Origin of the sequence: Yersinia sp. J1 (genome assembly GCF_050586585.1) — a bacterium.
GTDB lineage: Bacteria > Pseudomonadota > Gammaproteobacteria > Enterobacterales > Enterobacteriaceae > Yersinia > Yersinia entomophaga.
The window spans coordinates 194,589-216,907 of sequence record NZ_JBOBDP010000004.1; the positions used below are offsets into that span (position 1 = coordinate 194,589).

Genomic DNA, 22,319 nt, shown 5'->3' on the forward strand with positions numbered 1-22,319 from the left:
TAATCAGCCGATAGTACCGTTTTCAGCTAAATTAAACAAAAATGCACCAAGGCCGGGATAGCGTTTTGAGTGCGCGCCCGGCACTGGAGGCCGTTTAGAATTGGTATTTCATGCCAAGACCCGCATTGGTGTCAGAGTAGCCTTGTTTGCCCATTTGATGGCCTAAATTACCCCAGATGTTAAGATCTTTATTAAAGATGCCTTCAATACCTAACTTAACTTCTGCGATATGCTTTCCACCCGAACGATCAATTTTTGCGTTATCCATAATGATTCCCGCAGCTTTGCTATTATGGATCCAGTTTGTCTCCAGATAAGGTTTGACTGACAGTGTGCGTTTCTCCGACAGCGTGCCAGAGTTGATCTGCATATAACTGCGTAAGCCGACGTTTGTCATCCAATGGTGGTTGTCTTTAGGTGAAATCAGCGTGCCATAAGCATCAACATGATTTTTAGCTTTAATTCCCTGCCAAACGGCCTGAGCTTTAGGTTGGATAAATAAACCAAACTGTTCCTGATCAATCAGTGGGTGTTTAAAACCAGTTTCTATAGAGGTAGTAAATCCCTTACTTTTATATGATTCATTACCTTCTCCCTGGGTTTCGACGCTATTTTTAAACCAGCTATATTGCCCCAGAATATCAATATAGGCACCTAGCTTAGTGGAGCGATCGGCAAACCATGTGGTGTAAAGCCCCAAGTTATATCCGTGAGTGTTGGAATGGGCGCGATAACCGGTAATATTCGATTCGCTATTAGCATTGGCCTTTCCATATCCGCCAGTAATACCAAAGTATCCAACATCGTTATCGTTGGTTGACCATTGGTTCAAGATATCGCCTAACTGAATAGAGGAATATGTGGATTTACTGGCCAACTGGCCCGATGAATCCTTAAAACGATGAATACCTGCGGATGTTTTCATCCACATTGGGGGCGCCATTTTCTGGCCGCTGAGAGGATCTACATAATCGGTTTGATTAAAGCGATCGTGAATATCGCTGATAAAGAGTTTGTTAGCGGCTATCTGGTTGGCTATATAACCTGCCGCTTCTGGGCGGTACACCCGTGCGGTAGAGTTTGCCACTTTAGGATCCAGGGAGACCTTATTGGTGAGATACCAGCTTTTGCCAGCTGGCCCGTCGCGTAACAATCGATAATCATAAGCGCCGTATATAACGCGACCACGCTGAATAAAGTTGCCTTTTATTTCGCCTGAAACCTCTATGAGTTGAATATCCTGATCGTGTTTATTTATTGATTCGTTGACTCGGTGATTATGGATAGTGACAAAAGTTGTGCCTGCGCTGTCACTATTAATCCAAAGATATCCACCTGGGTATTCGTTATTACCAATTTGTGTGTGGAAGTGTATTTCATTTTGGCTATTATCAGATTGGTACTCGTTCATGTAAAAAATATAACTCCCCAGTTCGCTGCTGGGCAAAATGACTATTTTTGAGTTATTGCTTAAAGATAAATTTTCAATGATGGACTCATCATCTATTGTCCAGATATCGTTATTCAAATTTGGATTAATCACAACCGGGTGTATTACGTCGTTGGGAACGACATCAACATGCTGAGGGGGGGTATTAACCGCTACTTCGGTTGTTTTGTTTTGATTCATATCTTCATCTGAAGATGCATCAATAGATTTGGGACTGGCCGAGCTATTGATATGGTTATAAATGTTTTCTTCTGTAATAAGATCATCAGTAACATTAATTCCTAACGCAGGAGATAAATGATTAAGTGGCGTTATAGAGGATAGAGCACCTGAAATCTTAAATTGTAGATAAAGTTCATTGTTGAATTCTTTGATCAGGAACTCATGAATATGTTCAACACCAGAAGTGATGATTTCCACAACATCATTGACAGGAGTATCGATTCGACTGGCAGGCCAACGGGGAGCAGCAGCAGGCCAGCGCGGAGTTGCAGTAGGCCAATGGGGAGTAGCTGCTGGCAAGTAAACAGCCTGAGGCTGAATGCTCAGTGCGCTAGGTGGCTCGAAGGTCGGCAGAGAAGCCCAAGAAGTCGTGCTGGCGTTAGCGCTACTCATTGCCAACAGCGCAATGGCAATGCCTCTGGCACACCAATTACGATGAAAGGCTTTAGAGTGTTGAGTTTGGTATAAACGCGAACTTGGCGGGATTGTGTAGGGCAAAGCGCTGAATAGATCCATGAGTGAGTACCTTCCGTGGTTATATTGCTGGATAAGCATAGAAAATTGCACAGGCAGTTTCCCATTAATTAGTTCTTTAATTTGTTTCATTAATAATGTATTATCGGTATTGACTATATAACCTTTCCGATTGTAATAAGTTGGCGGATTGTATATTTGCCTATTTCGATTTGATAGCTGCAATATCCTTAGAGAACTAAAAATGGGATAAACTGTAGAATTTTTTGAGGTTTATTCGTTATTTAAATATATCTCTATGCATCAATAATATAACTATAAGAAGAATTCCCCTCTGGTTAGCCCAGTATCAATAAAACCCTTATTCACGAAAAAACAATTTACTGATCGCCCTTTTTAGGGGATAAACAGCCCAAATTTATCATTCAGGAGCGGCGATGAGCCAACTCGATCTGGAAACGCAAAGCCTAAGACTTGAACGTTTCCCACAGCAGGAAGATTCCAGCAACCTACAGGCGTGGGAAGCAGCAGATGAATATCTGTTAAAAAACATCGACATCAGTAAAGTTGGCGGACGCCCGGTGCTGCTGTTCAACGATCAATTTGGTGCTTTGGCCTGTGCATTACACGCGTCCAACCCGTATAGCGTCAGCGATTCTTATATGAGCCAGTTGGGTACCGCGCACAATCTGCATTTGAACCGTCTGGATGATAACGCGGTGACTTTGCTGAGCAGTATGGATGCCTTACCTGAGGCTCCGGCGTTGGTTGTGATTAAGATTCCTAAAGCGTTGGCATTACTGGAACATCAACTTCAGGCGCTGCGTCGCGTGGTGGCTCCCGATACCATTATTATTGCTGGCGCCAAAGCCCGTGACGTACACAATTCTACTTTGCAGCTGTTTGAGCGTATTTTAGGCCCAACCAAAACCAGCCTGGCATGGAAAAAAGCGCGACTGATTCACTGTGAAGTGGCTGATTTACCGCTGACAGAAACACCTGAAACCACCGATTGGAAGCTGGGCGGCACTGATTATGTAATTCATAATCACGCTAACGTTTTCTCTCGCAACAATCTGGATATCGGCGCGCGTTTCTTTATGGAAAACCTGCCGTACAATCTGAGTGGAAAAATGGCCGATCTGGGCTGTGGGAACGGCGTGGTCGGGCTGATTGCCGTTGAGCAGAATCCGGATGCAGAAATGCTGTTCGTGGATGAGTCTTATATGGCGGTGGCTTCCAGCCGTTTGAATATTGAGCGCAATTTGCCGCAGGATCTGGCGCGCTGCGAGTTTATGGTGAGCCACGGTCTTGCTGGCGTAGAACGTGAAAGTTTGCAGATGGTCTTCTGTAATCCTCCTTTCCATCAACAACATACCGTCAGTGATCACGTCGCCTGGCAGATGTTTTGTGATGCGAAACGTTGCCTGAAAACCGGTGGTGAGCTAATGATTGTTGGTAACCGTCATTTGGACTACTACCATAAGCTGAATCGCCTGTTTGGTAACTGTGAAACCATCGATTCCAATCAGAAATTTGTCGTATTGAAAGCGGTGAAAACCAGCTCCAGCTCTCGTTCCGAGGGCGGCGGCTCAGGCAGCCTGGATATGTCTTACAGCGATTTTTAATCGTGCAGAGGGGAGCTGAGGCTCCCCTTTTTGATCCGCAATATTAGATAGCTAAAGCCAATCGCGTGCCCTGATCGATGGCGCGCCGTGCATCCAACTCGGCAGCCACGTCTGCTCCACCGATTAAATGCACCTTTTTCCCCATATCCAGCAGCGGTTGATACAGTTCTCTGCGTGGCTCCTGTCCGGCACAAATAATCACGTTATCCACCGGCAGACAGGTCGATTGCTCGCCGCGGGTCATGTGTAAACCTTCATCATCAATCCGGTCATAGCTCACGCCATTCAGCATTTTTACGCCACGCATGGTCAGGCTGGTGCGGTGAATCCAACCGGTGGTTTTTCCCAATCCTTCGCCCACTTTGCTCGCTTTACGTTGCAACAGGAAAATTTGGCGTGGAGAAGGCGATAGTTCGGGGCCTTGAGGAGCCAAACCTCCGCGGTGATTCAAGCTTTGGTCAATTCCCCATTCGGCGTTGAAAGCCTCACTGTTCAGGCTGGTCGATTCCCCGGATTGACTGAGGTATTCCGCCGTATCAAAGCCGATACCGCCAGCGCCGATAATAGCCACTCGTTGACCAACCGGTTTTTTATCACGCAATACATCGAGATAAGTGAGAACCTTCGGGTGCTCGATTCCCTCAATAACGGGTAAGCGTGGCACAATGCCACAGGCCAGAATAACTTCGTCAAACTCTGCCAGTTCCGCAGCCTGAATATGCTTCCCTAGCATCGTATTCACGCCTTGAATTTCAAGCTGTCGCCGGAAATAACGCAAAGTTTCGTTAAATTCTTCTTTGCCGGGAATCTGTCGGGCGATATTGAATTGCCCACCGATGCGGTCGGCTGCGTCATATAAGGTCACCTGATGCCCGCGGCTGGCTGCGGTAGTCGCAAAAGCCAGACCGGCAGGGCCAGAGCCAATAACGGCCAGGCGCTTGGGTACGGGTGTCGCTTGTATCGGCATCTCGCTTTCGCGGCAGGCGCGAGGATTAACCAGACAAGAGGTCAGCTTGCCTTCAAATATCTGATCCAGACAGGCCTGATTGCAGCCGATACAGGTATTGATTTCGTCCGCTCGGTTTTCTGCCGCTTTTCGGACAAATTCCGGATCGGCGAGGAAAGGGCGTGCCATGGAAACCATATCGGCACAGCCGTCGGCCAGCACTTTTTCTGCGACCGCCGGATCGTTAATGCGATTGGTGGTGATCAATGGGATCGTGACTTTGCCCATTAACTTGCGCGTTACCCAGCTAAATCCGGCGCGTGGCACCATGGTGGCGATGGTCGGAATCCGGGCTTCATGCCAGCCAATACCGGTGTTAATCAGAGTGGCTCCGGCTTGTTCAATTGCCAGCGCCAGTTGTTCTATTTCATGCCAGTCTGAGCCTTCATCTACCAGATCCAGCATGGATAACCGATAGATCAGTATAAATTTCTCACCGGTTGCCTGACGCACTGCCTGCACAATTTCCACGGCAAAACGCATCCGTTTTTCAAAACTTCCGCCCCATTCATCGGTACGTTGATTGGTGCGAGCGGCGAGGAACTGATTAATCAGATAACCTTCTGAGCCCATGATTTCGACGCCATCATAGCCCGCCAGCTGAGCCAACCGCGCGCAGCGAGCAAAATCCGCGATGGTCTGTTCAATTTCTTCCGTAGTAAGTGCCTGAGGTGAAAAAGGATTGATTGGCGCTTGCAGGGCAGAAGGAGCTACGGGCTGTTTTTGGTAGCTATAGCGTCCAGCGTGAAGAATTTGCAGCGCTATTTTCCCTCCAGCCTGATGAACGGCATCGGTGACAATTTGATGATGAGCCACCTGACCTTCATCGCTCAGCATCGAACCGCCTTGATAAACCACCCCTTTTTTATTGGGCGCGATACCGCCGGTCACGATTAGGCCAACGCCAGCAGCTGCCCGTTCGGCATAAAACCGAGCCATACGTTCAGGTCCATCGGGTAGTTCTTCCAGCCCGGTATGCATGGAGCCCATCAGAACGCGGTTTTTTAGTGTAGTAAAGCCGAGGTCCAGCGGGGCGAGCAGGTTGGGATAAGCGATCATTGCAGTCTCCATCGAGTGCTTTGGTGATATTAGATACCACCAAATTGTTATTATTATTTCCCCTCCTCGCAGCTTCTCGGGCAAGTGGTCGGATGAGATTTTTATTTCAATCTAGACGCTGTGGTCTGGCTTGGGAAATTTCTCTGTAGCGAATGTGATAGCCGTCATGAATATGCGGTTTTAAGGAGCGCCGCAGGTTATCGTTTTTTTGAACATAAAGGTGGTGAAAGCGCAGATAGGGCTGAAAAGACTTGTTTATCCTTATAAAAAATAAGGAATAAAAGATGAGAACCAAAGAAAAGGATAACTTTCGGTATTGTCAGGAACTGATAATATGCGCCGTGTAAATAAATGTGTCGGTTAAATTAGCCGCTTATAGAATATTTCCTCTCTATCCATTGATAGAAAAGGTTCAAGTGTTTCGGTAATGCGCCGATACCGGTTTTAGATTTTTCTGTGTAGCCGATAACATTTTATTGAGCATGGAAGCTGGAGTCGTAAAGGATTATGAGTTTTAACGAGTTTTTGCCGTTGGTTATCTGCGCTATTTCCCTTATTTCTGTTCTGATCTATGGCGGTAGGCGTTTTCGCGATCGCTTTAAACTGCGGCAGGCTCGTCAACTTCCTGTCGTGCGCAGCCTGACCAGCGCGGAACTCGCCGCGATAGAGATAACTTTCGGCCCGGTGACGGATAAGCTGCTGCTATTGGATCCATTTCGCCAGCCGCCAAATCTGTCTGATCTGAATAATCATGACGTGCGGATTATCGAAGGTGAGTATTCCAGCCACGGTTTGAGCGGCGGCGGGCAGGTAAAGCATGAAACTCTGGGTGGCGTCGAGGTGTATTTACCCTTTGACTCAGATGCGTTTCTACAGCCCCATAATCGGGCAGAAGTGATTTTTATCGGCAACATTGGGTTGGTTGTTTCCCTCAACAACAGTTTCAGGATTGAAGAGGGACTGGAGCGTCTTATGGGCGCTGAAACCGTGCGGGAGAACTGGGCCAAGGGTACGCCGGGAACGATTGCAGAAGATTCTTCCAGCGAGCCAATCAAGCTAATCAGGCAGCGCAAAGAAACCGAAAGTGAATTTATTCTGCGCAAAGGTTCCGGCTGGCGTATTTTTCCTACGTTTCTGATTCTGCTAGGTTTAGGAGCATTACTGGCCAGCACATTGACCACCGAGTGGATCATCGCCTGGTGGGGGGCTGCTGCGTGCCTTCTGCCGCTCGGGTATTTCCTGCTGCTGCGTCGTCGCGGCCTTCCTGGCGCGGTGAACATTATGCGAGGGAAAGTGTATGAGCAGGAGGGTTTGCTATGGCTGGGAGACCACCTGCTGCTGGTATTCCCTGAATCCTGGGGCGCTGTAACGGCACCTGCCGGTGAGGTTGAGGTTCATCTCAGTACCGAAGATTTTACCGTTCTACGTTTCAATGGTCGGGCTATCGATCAGGGAATGAATAACGTTAGGCCAAGGTTCTGGCGCCATCATGTTTCCATCATGATTGTGGCGTTGCTGGTACTGGGCGTGGCGTGGAGCGAATGGCGGGCGCCTTTAGCTCGGATTGCGCTGGGTTATCATCAACTTGCAGGTAGCGAACCGGTTCATTTTACTTCTTCTACGGCTTTACGGGACGCTCAGTTGCCGCCGGGAGAGCGGGTTACGGTGGAAGGGACAGCGCGCTGTGAAATGATTTTACCTGAAACCATTAACGTCACCGACGAAACTCGCTCACAAAAGCCGTATCGCGAAGTCTATGCAGACTGTAGCCGCCTGATTTGGGATGCTCCGCACCCGTTACCGATCATTCCGTTGGATGAGACCGTGGCGCGTCTGGCGACCGGTGAATTCTATGTTGATGATACCCATTATGGTTTTTTGGCAAATATTCCTCAGGCGTTGGCAATGATTAACACTGCTTGTACCAACGTTGATTGTAACTATATGAAAGATCGCTTGAGAATCAGCATTAACGACGCTTACGGCACGGAATCAGACGATTGGTATGACCTACTGGCAATGTCAGAGTTGGGGGCGTTTGAGCAGCCTGCGGCATTCTCCAGTAATCATAAAGTCGAAATGTTGGATCAAAGCGCGGATGCCATGGGGATTTATATACGTCCGGTGCTGCGTAAACAGGTCGCGTCCTTTGTTCCCAGTGAACATGCGGTAAAAATTGTGGGATTGAATCGGGAAGACCTGTTGGTGCAACCACCTGAGAAAGTGGGGGGATGGCTGCCCACTCTGGCTTTTTTCCGTTCGCAGGCAAGCAGCGCCGGTGAGCATCATGTGTCCTTTATTGGCGCTACCGGCTTATCAAAAGACGCTATTCCTGTGGTATTGGTGCAGCCCGAGGAACATCCCTGGCAGGTAATAGGTGCGTTCTGGCTGGCACTAATCGTGCTGAGCATGCTCACGGTGCACGGCACGTTGGTCATTCGTGCGTTTCTGCATCGTAATCATAAATAATTCACATTATTGCGCTCTATTCTTTGGTTATCTGGAATTGACTGGTTATATGAATATCGCCAACGAATAGAATAGCACTATAAAAATTAGCAGCCTGTATAGCGCTGCTGAGAGTAACTCGGACATTGCGTTCGATATGCCAGCAGCTTGGCACTTAAATTAGCCGTAAACGGCACCTTAGAGGGAACTGAAAGTCAATGAAACACTGGAATCTTTGCGTGGGTTCGGCACTGAGCATCGCATTAATGTGGCCAGCGGCTGCGCGTTTGGAAACTCACCATCCTGCGATTATTGTTGGCATGGAGGCCAACGCAAAATTACCGGCAAGTATGGATTACAGCGGCCCGGCGCTGCGGTTAACGCTGTCTTCCAAGCACGCCTGCGGAAACAATATTGCCTACATCACGCCGGAGTCTATCGGCGCGCCAGCCAAAGAGTTTGGCTCAGTTGCGGGCAAGCTCAAAGCGTTGATGGACGATCAAACTCCAATGCTGATGTTTCTGGCTGACTGTCAGGGCAGCGTAGCCATGGTACACGGCGCTGACGATTGCAATGCTCAAACTTGCCCAGAGTTTGCTCCTAAAGCGGTTACTAAAGGCATGCTTTATCTGAGTGAAGAACTGGAGCCGGTAAGAGAAGCTGACGCTCAGTACGTACAAAAAATGCCAATGCCTTATGACCAAAAGCTGAAGGCCTGGAAAATGGAAGTCTACGACGTCAACACCGGCAAACTACACGTTGAAGGTTATATTGATGCGGAAGATTTTGCTTCCGGCAAAATGGTTCATCCCTATAAAACCTACTTCAGCAATGGCAAAGTCAGCGTAGACAGCAGCTTAGACGCCAATGGCTTACGTGAGGGTTTAACCACTCTTTATCATGAGAACGGGCGCAAGGCGACATCCAGCACTTTCCATAATGATAAACCGGTTGATGGTATTGATGAGAGCTATGACGAAAAGGGTAAGTTATCCGCCAAATTTAGTTATCGGGGCGGCGTTTTTGACGGCACTAATCTGGAATATTACCCGAATGGAAAAGTGCGCAGCAGCAACCCCTATGTAAAAGGGCAGCCGCATGGGCCGACGAAAAGCTATTACGAAGATGGCACCTTACGTAATGAACAGGTATTCGCAGACGGCAAGCTGGAAGGTTGGTCTATCAGCTATTACCCAAATGGTAAGGTTGAAAGCAAAGACTTTTACGTTAAAGGCGCGCAGCGTAGCCTGGGTCAATGGAATGAAGAGGGCGTGCAAACCCTGCAATGGCAGTGGGATAACGATCATAAAGAGGTTGGCGTTCTGAAACAGTGGCATTCCAACGGCCAGTTGAAAGAAGAAAAACCTTATAAAGACGGTGAATTGAACGGTGCCGTAAAACGCTGGTATGCGGATGGTAAAAAAGAGATGGTGACAAATTATGTTGCTGGTAAACAGGAGGGCGCTTCGCAGGTCTGGAATGAAGAAGGCAAACTGGTTTCAAACTGTATCTATAAAAACGATGTACGGATTAACGACTGCAAAAGTTAATTATCCAAAGTGATGTCATTATTCATAAGCCCGCGTAAGCGGGTTTTTAAGGCTTCAGATTTCATTAAGATGAGCCAGAATTGATGATATTGAGGCAATGATATAGCGGATAGAAACTAATAAGCCACTCGCAGAGAGTGGCTTATTATCACGGCGGATCAAACCGCACGAGTTGTACTTATTTGCCTAGAGCTTTCAGCACTTCGTCGGCAACCGCACCGCCAGAGGCTGGATTCTGACCGGTAATCACCCGACGATCAGCTACGGCGAAAGCGTCCCATGCTTTGTCTGCTTTTTGGTACTGAGCGCCGCGTTTAACCATTTCAGTTTCGGTCAAATACGGGACATATTTATCCAGCTCAGCCAGCTTTTCTTCTTCATTACTGAAGCCGGTGACGGTTTTATCTTTAATCAGCAGAGAACCGTCTGACAGTTTAATATTCAGCAGGCCAACGGCACCGTGACATACTGACGAGACAATGCCGCCATTTTCATATATTTTACGGCTGATCTCTTGCAGCGGCTTATTATCCGGGAAGTCCCACACGACGCCGTGGCCGCCGGCATAATAAATAACGTCATAATCTTCCGGTTTAATTTCTTCTGGCTTCAGCGTTGCGCCGAGCTTATTCATAAAGTCCTTGTTTTGATACCACTCCCAATCGGTTTTATCTGCCATGCTCAGGCTGTGGGGGTCAATTGGCGTGTAGCCGCCTTTGGGGCTGACATAGTCAATTTCATAGCCAGCATTCTGCAGTTTTTTCACAAAATGCACTGCTTCACCAAGCCACAGGCCGGTTGCGCGCTCAAGAGTAGGGTATTTCTCAACGCTGGTGACAACAACCAAGATTTTCTTTTTCATATTATCTCCCAAACACAGGGCTCCATTGCACAGGTTAATATCACGTATAAATATAGGACAAAAAATGGGAAAAAATCTGATTTAAGGGTGTTTGGCAGATGAGATATAAGCAAGATGTATTATTAAATGTAGGTATTTATATTAAAGCTTTCGTTTAGGTTATTATTTTTTATCATTGTGATAGCTTTTATCTCAGGAAGCCTATCCGTGTTAGGGAGAAATATAATGTTGTGGAAGTTGGGTATGGCTGCAATGTCGTTATGTGTTTTCCAGGCATCGGCCAGTGATTATGTATGCGAAAATCAGATGTTTGACAGCAAGGTTGAGCACCTTGAGATGACGAGGGACGCCAACCTGTTATCGCTACAGCGTCCGGGACACGAAATTTTCTATGCCAAGAAAGAAGACGGCAGCATTTATTACCATGTGTTGGGGAGCGGGCAGCCGGAGGCAATACAAGTTATTTCGGATAACGAACTCTGGTATTACGTCCAGGGCAAACTGTATGAGAAGTGCTACCGCGCAGAAGGTTCGTAACGAGAGATAGGCCTGCAAGACTAAATTGTAAAAACCAGAGATCGCCGGTTAAGCCGATAAAATAGGTAAATAGGTAAATAGGTAAAGCCGGTTAATAGGTAAAGCACCAAACTGTCGTCGCGAACCGCAGATCTGGTGGCTGGCGGCACTTTGGGGGCATTAGCCCCAAAAACAAAAAAATCCCCGAAAACAAAAAAGCCACTCTCGAAGAAGTGGCTTAATATACTGATTTAACAGCTAAAATTTGGTGGCCCCTACTGGACTTGAACCAGTGACCAAGCGATTATGAGTCGCGTGCTCTAACCAACTGAGCTAAGGGGCCATATGTGGCGGCGATTATACGGTAGTTTTTAGCCATAGGTCTACAGTTAGCGAGCTATGTGCGTGTTTTATGTGCAAATCTAGATGGTTGTATTTGTTGATAGAATGAGTGATGGTTTATACATTCATTCAGGGGTGCCTATGATTACAGATATTCTGCGGCCACGGTTGAAAGTGGTATTTTGCGGTATTAATCCGGGGCTGAGCAGCGCCAATCGCGGTTTTCACTTTGCCAATAGGAGCAATCGCTTTTGGAAAGTTATCCATTTGGCCGGGTTCACTAAACGCCAGTTGGCTCCTGAGGATGAATTAGAACTACTGGATACCGACTGTGGCATTACCGCATTGGTAGAACGGCCCACGGTAGCGGCAGCGGAGTTATCTGCGGCAGAATTGCGTCAGGGCGCGCAGGAACTGATTGATAAAATAACCCTATACCAACCTCGGATTCTGGCTGTTTTAGGCAAGCAGGCCTTTAGCAGTGCTTTTGGCGTACGTAAAATGCAGTGGGGGCGTCAGGAGCTAAAGATCGGTAATACTGAGGTTTGGGTATTGCCTAATCCCAGCGGATTGAATCGTGCGACGCTGGACGAGCTAGTAGCTGCCTATCGTCAGGTTTATCTTCGGCTGAACGAAAAAGCCGATGAAAGTTGATGCAGAATAGATAATAGATAAAGAAAAACCCCGGTTAACCGGGGTTTTTTGACTCAAGTGCGCTGACGATTAATCGTCAAGGAAGCTACGCAGAACTTCTGAACGGCTTGGGTGGCGCAGTTTACGCAGCGCTTTGGCTTCGATCTGACGAATACGTTCACGGGTTACGTCGAACTGCTTACCAACTTCTTCCAAAGTATGATCAGTGTTCATATCGATACCAAAACGCATACGCAGAACTTTCGCTTCACGAGCGGTCAAGCCAGCCAACACGTCGTGAGTTGCGGAACGCAGGCTCTCTGAGGTAGCAGAATCCAGCGGCAGCTCCAGCGTAGTATCTTCGATGAAATCGCCCAGATGTGAATCTTCATCATCACCAATTGGCGTTTCCATTGAGATCGGCTCTTTCGCGATCTTCAGCACTTTGCGGATCTTGTCTTCCGGCATCAGCATACGTTCTGCTAATTCTTCCGGGGTAGGTTCACGACCCATTTCCTGCAACATCTGACGGGAGATACGGTTGAGTTTGTTAATTGTCTCAATCATATGCACCGGAATGCGGATGGTGCGCGCCTGGTCTGCGATGGAACGGGTAATTGCCTGACGAATCCACCAAGTGGCATAAGTCGAGAACTTATAACCACGACGGTATTCAAACTTATCTACCGCTTTCATCAAGCCGATGTTGCCTTCCTGAATTAAATCAAGGAATTGCAGGCCGCGATTGGTGTATTTTTTAGCGATAGAAATAACCAGACGCAAGTTCGCCTCGACCATTTCTTTCTTCGCACGACGAGCTTTCGCTTCGCCGATAGACATACGACGGTTGATATCTTTCACTTGCTCGATGGTCAGACCGGTTTCTTCTTCGATCTGACGCAGTTTTTGCAGGCTACGTTGGACATCTTCCGCTACGTCTTTCAGTTTTTCAGACCATGGTTTACCCATCGCGACAGCCGCAGCAAACCAGGTATCGCTGGTTTCGTTGCTGGCAAACAGCGTGACGAAGTTTTTCTTCGGCATTTTGCACTGCTCAACGCACAGCTTCATGATGATACGTTCTTGAGTACGAACGCGATCCATCATGGTGCGCATGTTGTTGACCAGATAGTCAAACTGCTTAGGCACTAGGCGGAACTGTTTGAAAACTTCAGAAAGTTTCAGAATTTCAGCGGCAGCGCTGGCATGGCTACGGCCATTTTTCTTGATTTCTTTCCGTGCGTTTTCGTATTGTTCGCGCAGGTCGCTGAATTTTTGACGCGCCAGTTCCGGATCGATGCTGTTATCGTCTTCGCTGTCGTCGTCTTCGTCTTCATCTTCGTCGTCATCATCGTCCATCTCTTCGGCGGACAATTCTGAACCTACGTGGGTTGCGGTTGGCGCAATATCTTCTTCGGCATTCGGGTCAACAAAGCCGGTGATCAGGTCGGACAGGCGGGCTTCGCCAGCTTCAACGCGATCGTATTGCTCTAACAGATAAGTAATAGCTTCAGGATATTCTGCAACAGAACATTGCACCTGATTGATACCGTCTTCGATACGCTTGGCAATATCAATCTCGCCTTCACGGGTCAGAAGCTCAACGGTACCCATTTCACGCATATACATGCGGACCGGATCGGTCGTACGACCAATTTCGGATTCGACACTGGACAACACCTGTGCAGCAGCTTCAGCCGCATCATCGTCGGTATCATTGGTGTTTTCGGCCAGCATTAAATCATCGGCATCAGGTGCTTCTTCCAGCACCTGTATACCCATGTCATTAATCATCTGGATGATGTCTTCGATCTGATCGGAATCGACGATATCTTCCGGCAGATGGTCATTGACCTCAGCATAGGTCAGATAGCCTTGCTCCTTACCACGGGTGACAAGTAGCTTCAGCTGTGACTGCGGGTTTTGCTCCATAAGACGGTATCCACACTTCAGAGTATTTGGGTTGGTGTCGGTCGGCGAAACCGCCAACAATAGCATTTGGGGCTTTTTTTTTCGCCGCTGCCCGCTATGGCGGCATATTGCAGGGATTCGCCCCCGCATTTATCGGCAATTAAGCCGTTGGGTAGTTCATTTCTTCTTGGCTAACGCAAGATTCAAAGACCAAAGCTCTTTACGTTCTTCGGCGTTTAATCCATGTGTTCGATCGCGGGCAATCAATGTTTCCTGACGCTGTTCCAAAATTGAGTCATACAGACTCGCCAGCGTATCGACAAAGGTCGGCTCGACCATCTCCTCAGCAATCATGTGGTTCCAAGTTGCCAAGGTTTCAAGCTGTTGACTGAATTTATTATCACGATACTGTTCCAGCAATTGGCCTGTCGTCAGCCCCGGCTGAGCCAAACAGGTATTTACCAGCTCAATAAATAGCGGTAATCCAGCCAGTTTCGCCTGCTCAACTCCCTGTAGTGAGGGAATAAGTGTAGCCAGTTGCGGGTTTTGTACCAGTAGCCCTATAAGTATACGCATGGTTGTGCGTTTTAGCTGGGGCGGTTGGTAGGTATTCGTGTTTTCAGCCTGTTTAGGCATCAGCTTATCTAGCTGACTATCATCCAGGATGCCTAATTTGTTACCTAACTGCTGGCGCAGATAAAGCCGCAGCGTTTCTCCCGGCACCTGGCTGATTAAAGGCAGCGCCAAGGTACTTAATTTGGCTCGCCCATCGGGGCTGCTCAAATCGACCTGCGGCATGAGAGTTTCGAACAAGAAGGTTGATAGCGGCTGCGCCTGCTCCATCCTTTGTTCGAACGCCTCTTTACCTTCTTTACGCACCAGCGTATCGGGATCTTCTCCGTCAGGTAAAAACATAAAACGTAGCTGACGGCCATCGTTCAAATAGGGCAGAGCGGTTTCCAATGCCCGCCAGGCGGCATCTCGGCCAGCCCGGTCGCCGTCATAACAGCAAATAACCTGATCGGTGGCGCGGAACAGCAGCTGAATATGTTCAGCCGTCGTTGAGGTTCCAAGTGAGGCAACGGCATAATCAATGCCAAATTGCGCTAACGCCACCACATCCATATACCCCTCCACCACGAGTAAACGCGTTGGATTGGGATGAATAACCTGTGCTTCATACAAGCCGTATAACTGGCGACCCTTATGAAAAATTTCTGTTTCCGGTGAGTTGAGGTATTTGGGAACACCGTCCCCCAGAATACGACCACCAAAAGCGATTACTCGCCCGCGCTTATCGCGAATTGGGAACATAACGCGTTCACGGAAACGGTCGTAAGTTCGCCCTGTATCATTAGTCACCAGCATACCGGCATCGTTCAGTGCGGTACGACTTTCGGCATCACGACCAAAGCGTTTTAAGGCATTGTCCCAACCTGCGGGAGCAAAACCAATGGCGAAATGGTGGATAATATCTTCACTCAAACCGCGGTGTTCGAGATAACCACGTGCCTGTTTAGCTGATGGGCTATTGAGTGACTGCTGATAGAAAGCGCTAAGCTGATCCATCAATTGATAAAGACTTTGTCGTTGATGACGTTCGATCTGCGTGCTGCCGGTTCCTGCCTCGTAAGGCACTTCCAGCCCGTGCATGGTAGCTAATTCTTCGATACTTTCGACAAACTCCAGTCGATCGTAATTCATCAAAAAATCTACCGCGTTGCCGTGGGCACCACAGCCAAAACAGTGATAAAACTGCTTTTCGCCATTAACGGTGAATGAGGGTGTTTTCTCATGATGGAACGGACAACACGCGTGATAATTTTTGCCTTGCTTCTTCAGCTTTACCCGGGCATCGATAAGATCGACGATGTCGGTTCTAGCCAGCAAGTCATTGATAAATACCCGCGGAATTCGTCCAGCCATAAGCCCCTATTCGCTAGTCCATAAACGAGAATAAGCCGCGCATTCCTTTCGGAAAGCACGGCCTTCGTTGCAACTACTCGGTCTGCGCGTTCTTAGAAACTAACAAATCACGCTGCGGGGTTGCCCCCGAAGAATTAATACAGACGAGTGCGGCGTGCGTTTTCGCGAGCCAATTTCTTCGCGTGACGTTTTACAGCAGAAGCTTTAGCGCGTTTACGTTCGGTAGTCGGTTTTTCATAGAACTCACGACGACGAACTTCAGCTAAAACACCTGCTTTTTCGCAGGAACGTTTGAAACGACGAAGAGCTACGTCGAATGGCTCGTTTTCACGTACTTTAATTACCGGCATGTGCCTCTCACCTCAATAGAAATCGGTTTCTGCTGGCCAAGTGCCAGCCTTCTCAAAATGGTGCGGAATTTTACTTCAATGGATGCTGCGTTGTAAAGCACCACAGCAAATTGAAACAGGCACGCCCCTGTATGACCGACCACTGTTTTATTATCAGAAGTGCGGCGGGCGCTGATTATATACTAAACAGCGGTTCGGGTCGAACGAATCAACAATTTTTTCAATTATAGTGAGACTCAACAACATTCTGGCGACCTTCCGCAGAGAAATCAGGCCATTGCATAGGGAAATGATGTTTTCTGAAAAACTAAATAAACAGTCAATAGCAGAAACCATGACTGTCCTCACGGTTGTGGTAAACTGTCCGCCGCACGTGAATGATGGGAAATGTAATGCGAGTCTTGGGTATAGAAACATCCTGCGATGAAACCGGAATTGCAGTTTATGACGATGAAACCGGTCTGTTAGCCAACCAATTATACAGTCAGGTCAAATTACACGCAGATTACGGCGGCGTAGTTCCTGAACTGGCCTCGCGCGATCACGTGCGAAAAACCGTACCGCTGATTCAGGCTGCTTTAAAAGAAGCCAATCTGAAACCGGAAGATATCGACGGCGTAGCCTATACCGCCGGGCCGGGTTTGGTCGGTGCTTTGCTGGTTGGTGCCACCATTGGCCGCGCGTTGGCTTTTGCCTGGAATGTGCCTGCGGTGCCGGTTCATCATATGGAAGGCCACCTGTTGGCGCCTATGCTGGAAGAAAACGCGCCAGAGTTTCCGTTTGTCGCTTTGCTGGTTTCCGGCGGTCATACGCAATTAATCAGCGTGACCGGCATTGGCGAATACCAACTGCTTGGTGAATCCGTTGATGATGCGGCTGGTGAAGCTTTCGATAAAACCGCAAAGCTGTTAGGTCTGGATTATCCCGGCGGGCCGATGCTGTCACGTATGGCTCAACAAGGGGATGCTTCCCGCTTCACGTTCCCTCGGCCAATGACTGACCGTCCGGGGCTAGATTTTAGCTTTTCCGGCCTGAAAACCTTTGCCGCCAATACCATTCGCGCCAACGGTAATGACGATCAGACTCGCGCCGATATTGCTCGCGCCTTTGAAGATGCGGTCGTGGATACATTAGCAATCAAATGTAGACGGGCGCTGGATCAAACCGGCTTCAAACGTTTAGTTATCGCCGGTGGGGTGAGCGCCAACACCACATTGCGTCGTAAATTAGCCGAAATGATGCAAAAACGCGGCGGCGAAGTGTTCTACGCTCGTCCTGAATTTTGCACAGATAATGGCGCGATGATCGCTTATGCGGGCATGATTAGGCTGAAAACTGGTGTGAATAGCGAGTTGACGGTGTCGGTTAGGCCACGTTGGCCGTTGGCTGAACTTCCGAAAGTCTAGGCAGGGCTGCGGCTGCGTTGCCGCAGTCATTCAAAATGTTCATGGATTTTAGCCCACTCACTCCGCTTTTTTAATCCTCAGCGCTTGCCTCGCTCTCGCTCTGTCATCAGAACTGAGTTACGGGAGCGGACGAGCGCTAAATCAGTCTTCCAACTCCTGTTCTTCTGCTTCTTCGGCAGCGGTTTTCTGTCTTTTCTTCTTCAACTTGTCCCAAATTTTACTTTCCTGACCGCGCCATAAACGCTGAATATTATCGTGGTGACGCATCAGAATCAGGCAGGAAAGCATAGCGACCGGGAAGGTAAACTGTGGTTTAAACCACCAGACATAAAACGGGGCTATCAGGGCGCTGACAATCGCACCTAATGAGGAGTAACCGCTCAACAGTACTGTTAGCAGCCAGGTTCCTGTCATTAAACCCGTGAGATCCCAGCCGATAGGTGCGATAGCACCAAAAGCCGTCGCTACGCCCTTGCCACCGCGAAAATTAAAGAATACCGGATAGATATGGCCCAGACAGGCGGCGATAGCGGTAATGCCAAGGTAAAGAGGGGAAACATGCAGAAGATAAGCGATCCATACCGGCAGCATACCTTTTATCACATCAAACACTAATACTGCCGCCGCTGCCGTGCGGCCGCCGATGCGTAATACGTTGGTCGCTCCGGGATTCCCTGAACCGTTTTCACGCGGATCGGGTAATTTAGCGATTCGACACACCAGAATCGCGCTGGAAATTGAGCCACACAAATACGCGAAGAGAATCATACCAAGCGCGATAGCACTCATAACGCCGCCCCGTTTAATAATGGTCGTTTTAATCGCAACATCAGTGGATAATACGCATATTCGGCTGGAAGTGATATCCGGTAGGCACAAAAACAGAGAATGACGTGATGGACATCGTATTTATTGAAGAACTCAGCGTGATTACCACCATCGGTGTTTATGACTGGGAACAGACTATTAAACAGAAGTTAGTGTTCGATATCGAAATGGGATGGAATAACCGCAAAGCGGCCGCCAGTGACGATGTCAGCGATTGTTTAAGCTATGCTGATATCAGCGATGCCATCTTGAAACACGTCGAAGGCCAGCGTTTTGCGTTGGTTGAGCGAGTGGCAGAAGAAGTTGCCGAAATATTATTGCAGCGTTTTGCTTCTCCCTGGGTGAGAATCAAGGTCAGCAAACCTGGCGCAGTAGCGGAAGCTCGCAACGTCGGCGTAATAATTGAACGCGGTGAGCGAACCTGCTGATTTTTCTGGCGACAAAGTGCCATAAAAATGAAACCATCCATTGATAAGCTGGTCATATTACGGCGGTTGATGTTTTCAATTTAATAGAATTTAAACGGCAGTGTTTTTCTATAACATTGCCGTTTTTTGTGGTTTTCTCTTATTGGGTATGGGTAGCGTAGATGACGGATATGTATTCGCTGTTTGTGGCATTTATTCTGGGCGTGGTCGAAGGTTTAACCGAGTTTCTACCAGTATCATCAACCGGACATATGATCATCGTGGGCCATCTCTTGGGCTTTACCGGTGAGAAAGCTGAAACTTTCGAAGTTATCATCCAGTTAGGCTCGATTCTGGCCGTGGTCGTGGTGTTCTGGCGCAGGTTGTTCGGCCTGATCGGTATCCACTTTGGCGGTAAGAAAGTGGCTAACGATGGCCAGACCGGCGGTCATTTAACGCTCGGGCACATATTATTGGCCATGATTCCGGCGGTCGTCTTGGGTCTGGTATTCCACGATGCGATAAAGTCATTGTTTCAGCCTCAAAGTGTGATGTACGCCTTGGTGGTCGGCGGCCTGCTGCTGCTGGCGGCGGAATGGCTGAAACCTAAAAACCCTAAAGCGGTTGGGTTGGACGATATTACGTATCGTCAGGCATTTATGATTGGCTGCTTCCAGTGTTTAGCTCTGTGGCCGGGCTTCTCCCGCTCTGGGGCGACCATTTCTGGCGGTATGCTGACCGGCGTGAGCCGTTATGCAGCATCTGAATTTTCGTTTATTCTGGCCGTACCTATGATGTTGGGTGCCAGCGGATTGGATTTGTATAAGAGCCTGCACTTCCTGACTTTGGGCGATTTACCGATGTTTGCCGTTGGTTTTGCTACGGCATTCGTGGTGGCGCTGATTGCTATCAAAACCTTCCTGTCATTGATTAAGCGAATCTCGTTTGTGCCTTTCGCTATTTACCGTTTTGTAGTGGCCGCGGCAGTGTATTGGGTATTTATGTAAACTTTTTAAGTTAATAAATGCCAAAAAAAGCCCTGATTTAACAGGGCTTTTTTACACCTGTTTATTGAAATTCGCTGTTCTGGTTAGTTTCGCAGAGAGTCAGTTTCCAGTCTGCCAACGCTTGCTGGCGGCGACGTTTGACTTCATCCCTAATCGCCAGACCTTGCAGGCCGCTGGCAACCACTTCCTTGATCGACACGCCATTAGCAACCTGATAGGCCGCGCGCAGATAATCGCCCTGCGGATAAGGATTATTTTCAAAACCGGTGCGTCCACGGGCATCGGCTTCGCTGGTCATAATCATTTGCTCTAAACGTTCCGGTTTGCGCCAGACGTCAATGGCGTCAAACAACTTGAGTAGGGTTTCCGGGCGCAATTTATCGACGGTATGAATCAAATCGTGATATTCCGCCACTAGTTTTGCCAAATCCCGAATAGGATTGGGTACTCGCAGGCGTTGGCACATTTTCTCTACCCGTTTGACACCTGCGGGGCCATGGCCGTGGTGACGCGGCCAGAATTCTTTGGGCGTCAGTCCCTTGCCTAAATCGTGGCACAGTGCGGCGAAGCGAATATCAATGTCTGGACTAAGCTGTGCGGCAATGGCCAGCGTCATCAAAGTATGGATACCGGTATCAATCTCTGGATGCCATTTCTCCGGAGCAGGCACGCCAAACAGCGCGTCAATTTCCGGGAACAGCACAGCCAGCGCGCCGCAGTCGCGTAAAACCTGAAAATAGGTTTGTGGACTCTGGCTGATTAAGGCTTTTTCTGTTTCTTTCCATACGCGCTCTGGCGTGAGCGCCGAAAGCTCGCCGCTGTCGGCCATTTGGCGCATTAATATCTGAGTCTCTGGCGCGATAGAAAAGCCCAGATGAGCAAAGCGAGCGGCAAAGCGGGCGACTCGCAGTACGCGTAGTGGATCTTCGCCAAAGGCGTCAGAAACATGGCGCAAAATGCGGTTTTCCAGATCCTTTTGGCCATGATAAGGATCAAAAAGTTCGCCTTCCGCGCTACGGGCAATGGCGTTGATGGTCAGATCCCGACGGAGTAAATCTTCTTCCAGCGTGACGTCCGGTGCGGCATAGCAGGTAAAGCCGGTGTAACCCTGACCGGATTTTCGCTCGGTACGTGCCAAAGCATATTCTTCACGGCTGACCGGATGAAGGAATACCGGGAAATCCTTGCCGACCTGCTGATAACCTAGAGAAAGCAACTGCTCAGGAGTGGCACCGACCACTACCCAATCCCGCTCGGTGACCGGCAGATTTAATAAATTGTCGCGTACGGCACCGCCGACCAGGTAGATATTCACTGTTATTCTCCTGATACCGATTGTATCGATGATTCTGAAATAAGAGGCTTAAGGCCTGACCAGAGTATAGCGAGGTGGGGCGAGCAAATAAAATCGGCCGCCTGATGGCAGCCGATAGGATTCAATCTACAGTTTCCGCGATTAATTCATCCAGCGGTTATTTTTCTTACGGCTTGGGATAAGGTGCGGCAATACCAGACCCAGCAGCAGACCGATACCGGCAACGCCGCCACCGTACATAAACCATTGCAGAATAATGGTGCGCTGCTTGTCATCCAACTGTAGGTTGACGGCGTTCACTTTCTTCTGCGCGACAACCAATTGGTTTTTCAGCGCTGCATTTTCTTGTTTCAGCGCGTTAATCACGCCGTCGCTGGCCGCAACTTTCTGCTGCATTTCAGCGGTACGCTGATTCCAGCTATTATCAATATTAGCCAGTTTGTCCGTCAGGGTTTTAACCTGTTGTTCCAAATCAGGTAAACGCACTCGCATACTTGGCGACTGACTCAATTGATCCATTGGGATCCAAGTGGTACGCCCTTTACTGTCGCGAATTTGGCCATAATCTGCCGCTTCGTTAACGCTGATCAGGGTGACTTCATCGCCGGCATTTAGCGTGCCGAGAATGCGGTATTGGTTACCGGGGCCGCTATGGACGTAGGTGATTAGCTCATCGGAGATGTAGCGTTTTTCTTCAGCGTGCGCGCCCCAACTGATGCTTAGACTTAGCACTGCGAGACAAATTAGGCGTAATTTCTGCATTAGATCATCGTTTATGAGTGAATTTATGGAACGATAGTAGAGGGTTCAGTTTGCCGACGCAACGCATAAACCGGAATGAGAACTATCTTACTCTCAATGCCAGTGCGGGTTTAGCGCGATTTTCGCCGGTTTTTCAGAAACTAAAATTAGTCTGATCAAGCTAGTAGGGCAGACTCGGCAAATCAGGTTAAAATAGGGTTTGACTCGCCTGCTGCAC

17 protein-coding genes and 1 tRNA gene are annotated in these 22,319 nt (G+C 48.5%); 8 read left to right on the forward strand and 10 right to left on the reverse strand.

All coding sequences use genetic code 11. The annotated features are described in order from the left end of the window. Positions 1-94: 94 nt before the first annotated feature. Positions 95-2,278 carry an autotransporter outer membrane beta-barrel domain-containing protein gene (locus tag ACQ4OC_RS09370; protein ID WP_430971120.1) on the reverse strand — a complete coding sequence of 728 codons (2,184 nt, stop codon included), beginning with the start codon at positions 2,276-2,278 and terminating at the stop codon, positions 95-97. A gap of 305 nt (positions 2,279-2,583) precedes the next feature. On the opposite strand from ACQ4OC_RS09370, the gene rlmG reads away from it, so the two are divergent. After that, on the forward strand, positions 2,584-3,774 hold the full coding sequence (rlmG, locus tag ACQ4OC_RS09375; RefSeq protein ID WP_064515274.1) for a 23S rRNA (guanine(1835)-N(2))-methyltransferase RlmG: 1,191 nt from the start codon (positions 2,584-2,586) through the stop codon (positions 3,772-3,774). Positions 3,775-3,817: 43 nt separating this feature from the next. Here rlmG and ACQ4OC_RS09380 read toward each other — a convergent pair whose 3' ends face one another. After that, complete coding sequence (locus ACQ4OC_RS09380) at positions 3,818-5,839, reverse strand: FAD-dependent oxidoreductase (RefSeq protein ID WP_430971121.1); 2,022 nt, start codon at positions 5,837-5,839, stop codon at positions 3,818-3,820. Between the two features lie 507 nt (positions 5,840-6,346). Here ACQ4OC_RS09380 and ACQ4OC_RS09385 point away from each other — a divergent pair. Further along, positions 6,347-8,308, forward strand: coding sequence for an IgaA/UmoB family intracellular growth attenuator (locus ACQ4OC_RS09385; RefSeq protein WP_430971122.1), 1,962 nt, complete (start codon positions 6,347-6,349; stop codon positions 8,306-8,308). Positions 8,309-8,505: 197 nt separating this feature from the next. After that, complete coding sequence (locus tag ACQ4OC_RS09390; RefSeq protein ID WP_064515268.1) at positions 8,506-9,837, forward strand: toxin-antitoxin system YwqK family antitoxin; 1,332 nt, start codon at positions 8,506-8,508, stop codon at positions 9,835-9,837. Between the two features lie 178 nt (positions 9,838-10,015). Here the strand turns inward: ACQ4OC_RS09390 and ACQ4OC_RS09395 are convergent, their stop codons facing one another. Then, positions 10,016-10,699, reverse strand: coding sequence for a type 1 glutamine amidotransferase domain-containing protein (locus tag ACQ4OC_RS09395; protein WP_064515266.1), 684 nt, complete (start codon positions 10,697-10,699; stop codon positions 10,016-10,018). Between the two features lie 225 nt (positions 10,700-10,924). On the opposite strand from ACQ4OC_RS09395, the gene ACQ4OC_RS09400 reads away from it, so the two are divergent. After that, positions 10,925-11,236 carry a hypothetical protein gene (locus tag ACQ4OC_RS09400; protein ID WP_064515264.1) on the forward strand — a complete coding sequence of 104 codons (312 nt, stop codon included), beginning with the start codon at positions 10,925-10,927 and terminating at the stop codon, positions 11,234-11,236. 245 nt (positions 11,237-11,481) lie between these two features. Here ACQ4OC_RS09400 and ACQ4OC_RS09405 read toward each other — a convergent pair. Then, a tRNA-Ile gene (locus ACQ4OC_RS09405) sits at positions 11,482-11,558 on the reverse strand. A gap of 140 nt (positions 11,559-11,698) precedes the next feature. Between ACQ4OC_RS09405 and mug the strand changes: the two genes are divergently transcribed. Next, the gene (gene mug / locus ACQ4OC_RS09410) at positions 11,699-12,211 is read left to right on the forward strand and encodes a G/U mismatch-specific DNA glycosylase (protein ID WP_064515201.1); all 513 of its coding nucleotides are present in this window, start codon (positions 11,699-11,701) and stop codon (positions 12,209-12,211) included. A 69-nt stretch (positions 12,212-12,280) separates the two neighbouring features. Here the strand turns inward: mug and rpoD are convergent, their stop codons facing one another. From rpoD to rpsU, 3 genes are all read right to left on the reverse strand, one after another. After that, the gene (rpoD, locus tag ACQ4OC_RS09415) at positions 12,281-14,122 is read right to left on the reverse strand and encodes an RNA polymerase sigma factor RpoD (protein WP_064515199.1); all 1,842 of its coding nucleotides are present in this window, start codon (positions 14,120-14,122) and stop codon (positions 12,281-12,283) included. A 156-nt stretch (positions 14,123-14,278) separates the two neighbouring features. Further along, positions 14,279-16,027, reverse strand: a complete 1,749-nt coding sequence (gene dnaG, locus ACQ4OC_RS09420; protein WP_049597799.1) for a DNA primase — start codon at positions 16,025-16,027, stop codon at positions 14,279-14,281. 134 nt (positions 16,028-16,161) lie between these two features. Continuing rightward, positions 16,162-16,377, reverse strand: coding sequence for a 30S ribosomal protein S21 (gene rpsU / locus ACQ4OC_RS09425; protein ID WP_001144069.1), 216 nt, complete (start codon positions 16,375-16,377; stop codon positions 16,162-16,164). 392 nt (positions 16,378-16,769) lie between these two features. Here rpsU and tsaD point away from each other — a divergent pair, with 392 nt between their 5' ends. Further along, positions 16,770-17,783 (forward strand): tRNA (adenosine(37)-N6)-threonylcarbamoyltransferase complex transferase subunit TsaD, encoded by a 1,014-nt coding sequence (gene tsaD / locus ACQ4OC_RS09430; protein WP_064515197.1) that lies wholly within the window; start codon positions 16,770-16,772, stop codon positions 17,781-17,783. Positions 17,784-17,924: 141 nt separating this feature from the next. On the opposite strand, the gene plsY is transcribed toward tsaD, so the two are convergent. Then, a complete protein-coding gene (gene plsY, locus ACQ4OC_RS09435) occupies positions 17,925-18,572 on the reverse strand; it encodes a glycerol-3-phosphate 1-O-acyltransferase PlsY (RefSeq protein WP_064515195.1) in 648 nt (215 codons plus the stop codon). Between the two features lie 107 nt (positions 18,573-18,679). On the opposite strand from plsY, the gene folB reads away from it, so the two are divergent. Both folB and bacA read left to right on the forward strand, forming a co-directional pair. Further along, a complete protein-coding gene (gene folB / locus ACQ4OC_RS09440) occupies positions 18,680-19,039 on the forward strand; it encodes a bifunctional dihydroneopterin aldolase/7,8-dihydroneopterin epimerase (protein WP_064515192.1) in 360 nt (119 codons plus the stop codon). A gap of 161 nt (positions 19,040-19,200) precedes the next feature. Next, entirely contained in the window at positions 19,201-20,025 is an 825-nt protein-coding gene (gene bacA / locus ACQ4OC_RS09445) for an undecaprenyl-diphosphate phosphatase (protein WP_049597795.1), read from the forward strand. Between the two features lie 61 nt (positions 20,026-20,086). Here the strand turns inward: bacA and ACQ4OC_RS09450 are convergent, their stop codons facing one another. Both ACQ4OC_RS09450 and ACQ4OC_RS09455 read right to left on the reverse strand, forming a co-directional pair. Next, positions 20,087-21,340, reverse strand: coding sequence for a multifunctional CCA addition/repair protein (locus tag ACQ4OC_RS09450; RefSeq protein WP_064515190.1), 1,254 nt, complete (start codon positions 21,338-21,340; stop codon positions 20,087-20,089). A gap of 141 nt (positions 21,341-21,481) precedes the next feature. Then, positions 21,482-22,102, reverse strand: coding sequence for a TIGR04211 family SH3 domain-containing protein (locus ACQ4OC_RS09455; RefSeq protein WP_064515188.1), 621 nt, complete (start codon positions 22,100-22,102; stop codon positions 21,482-21,484). Positions 22,103-22,319: the final 217 nt, after the last annotated feature.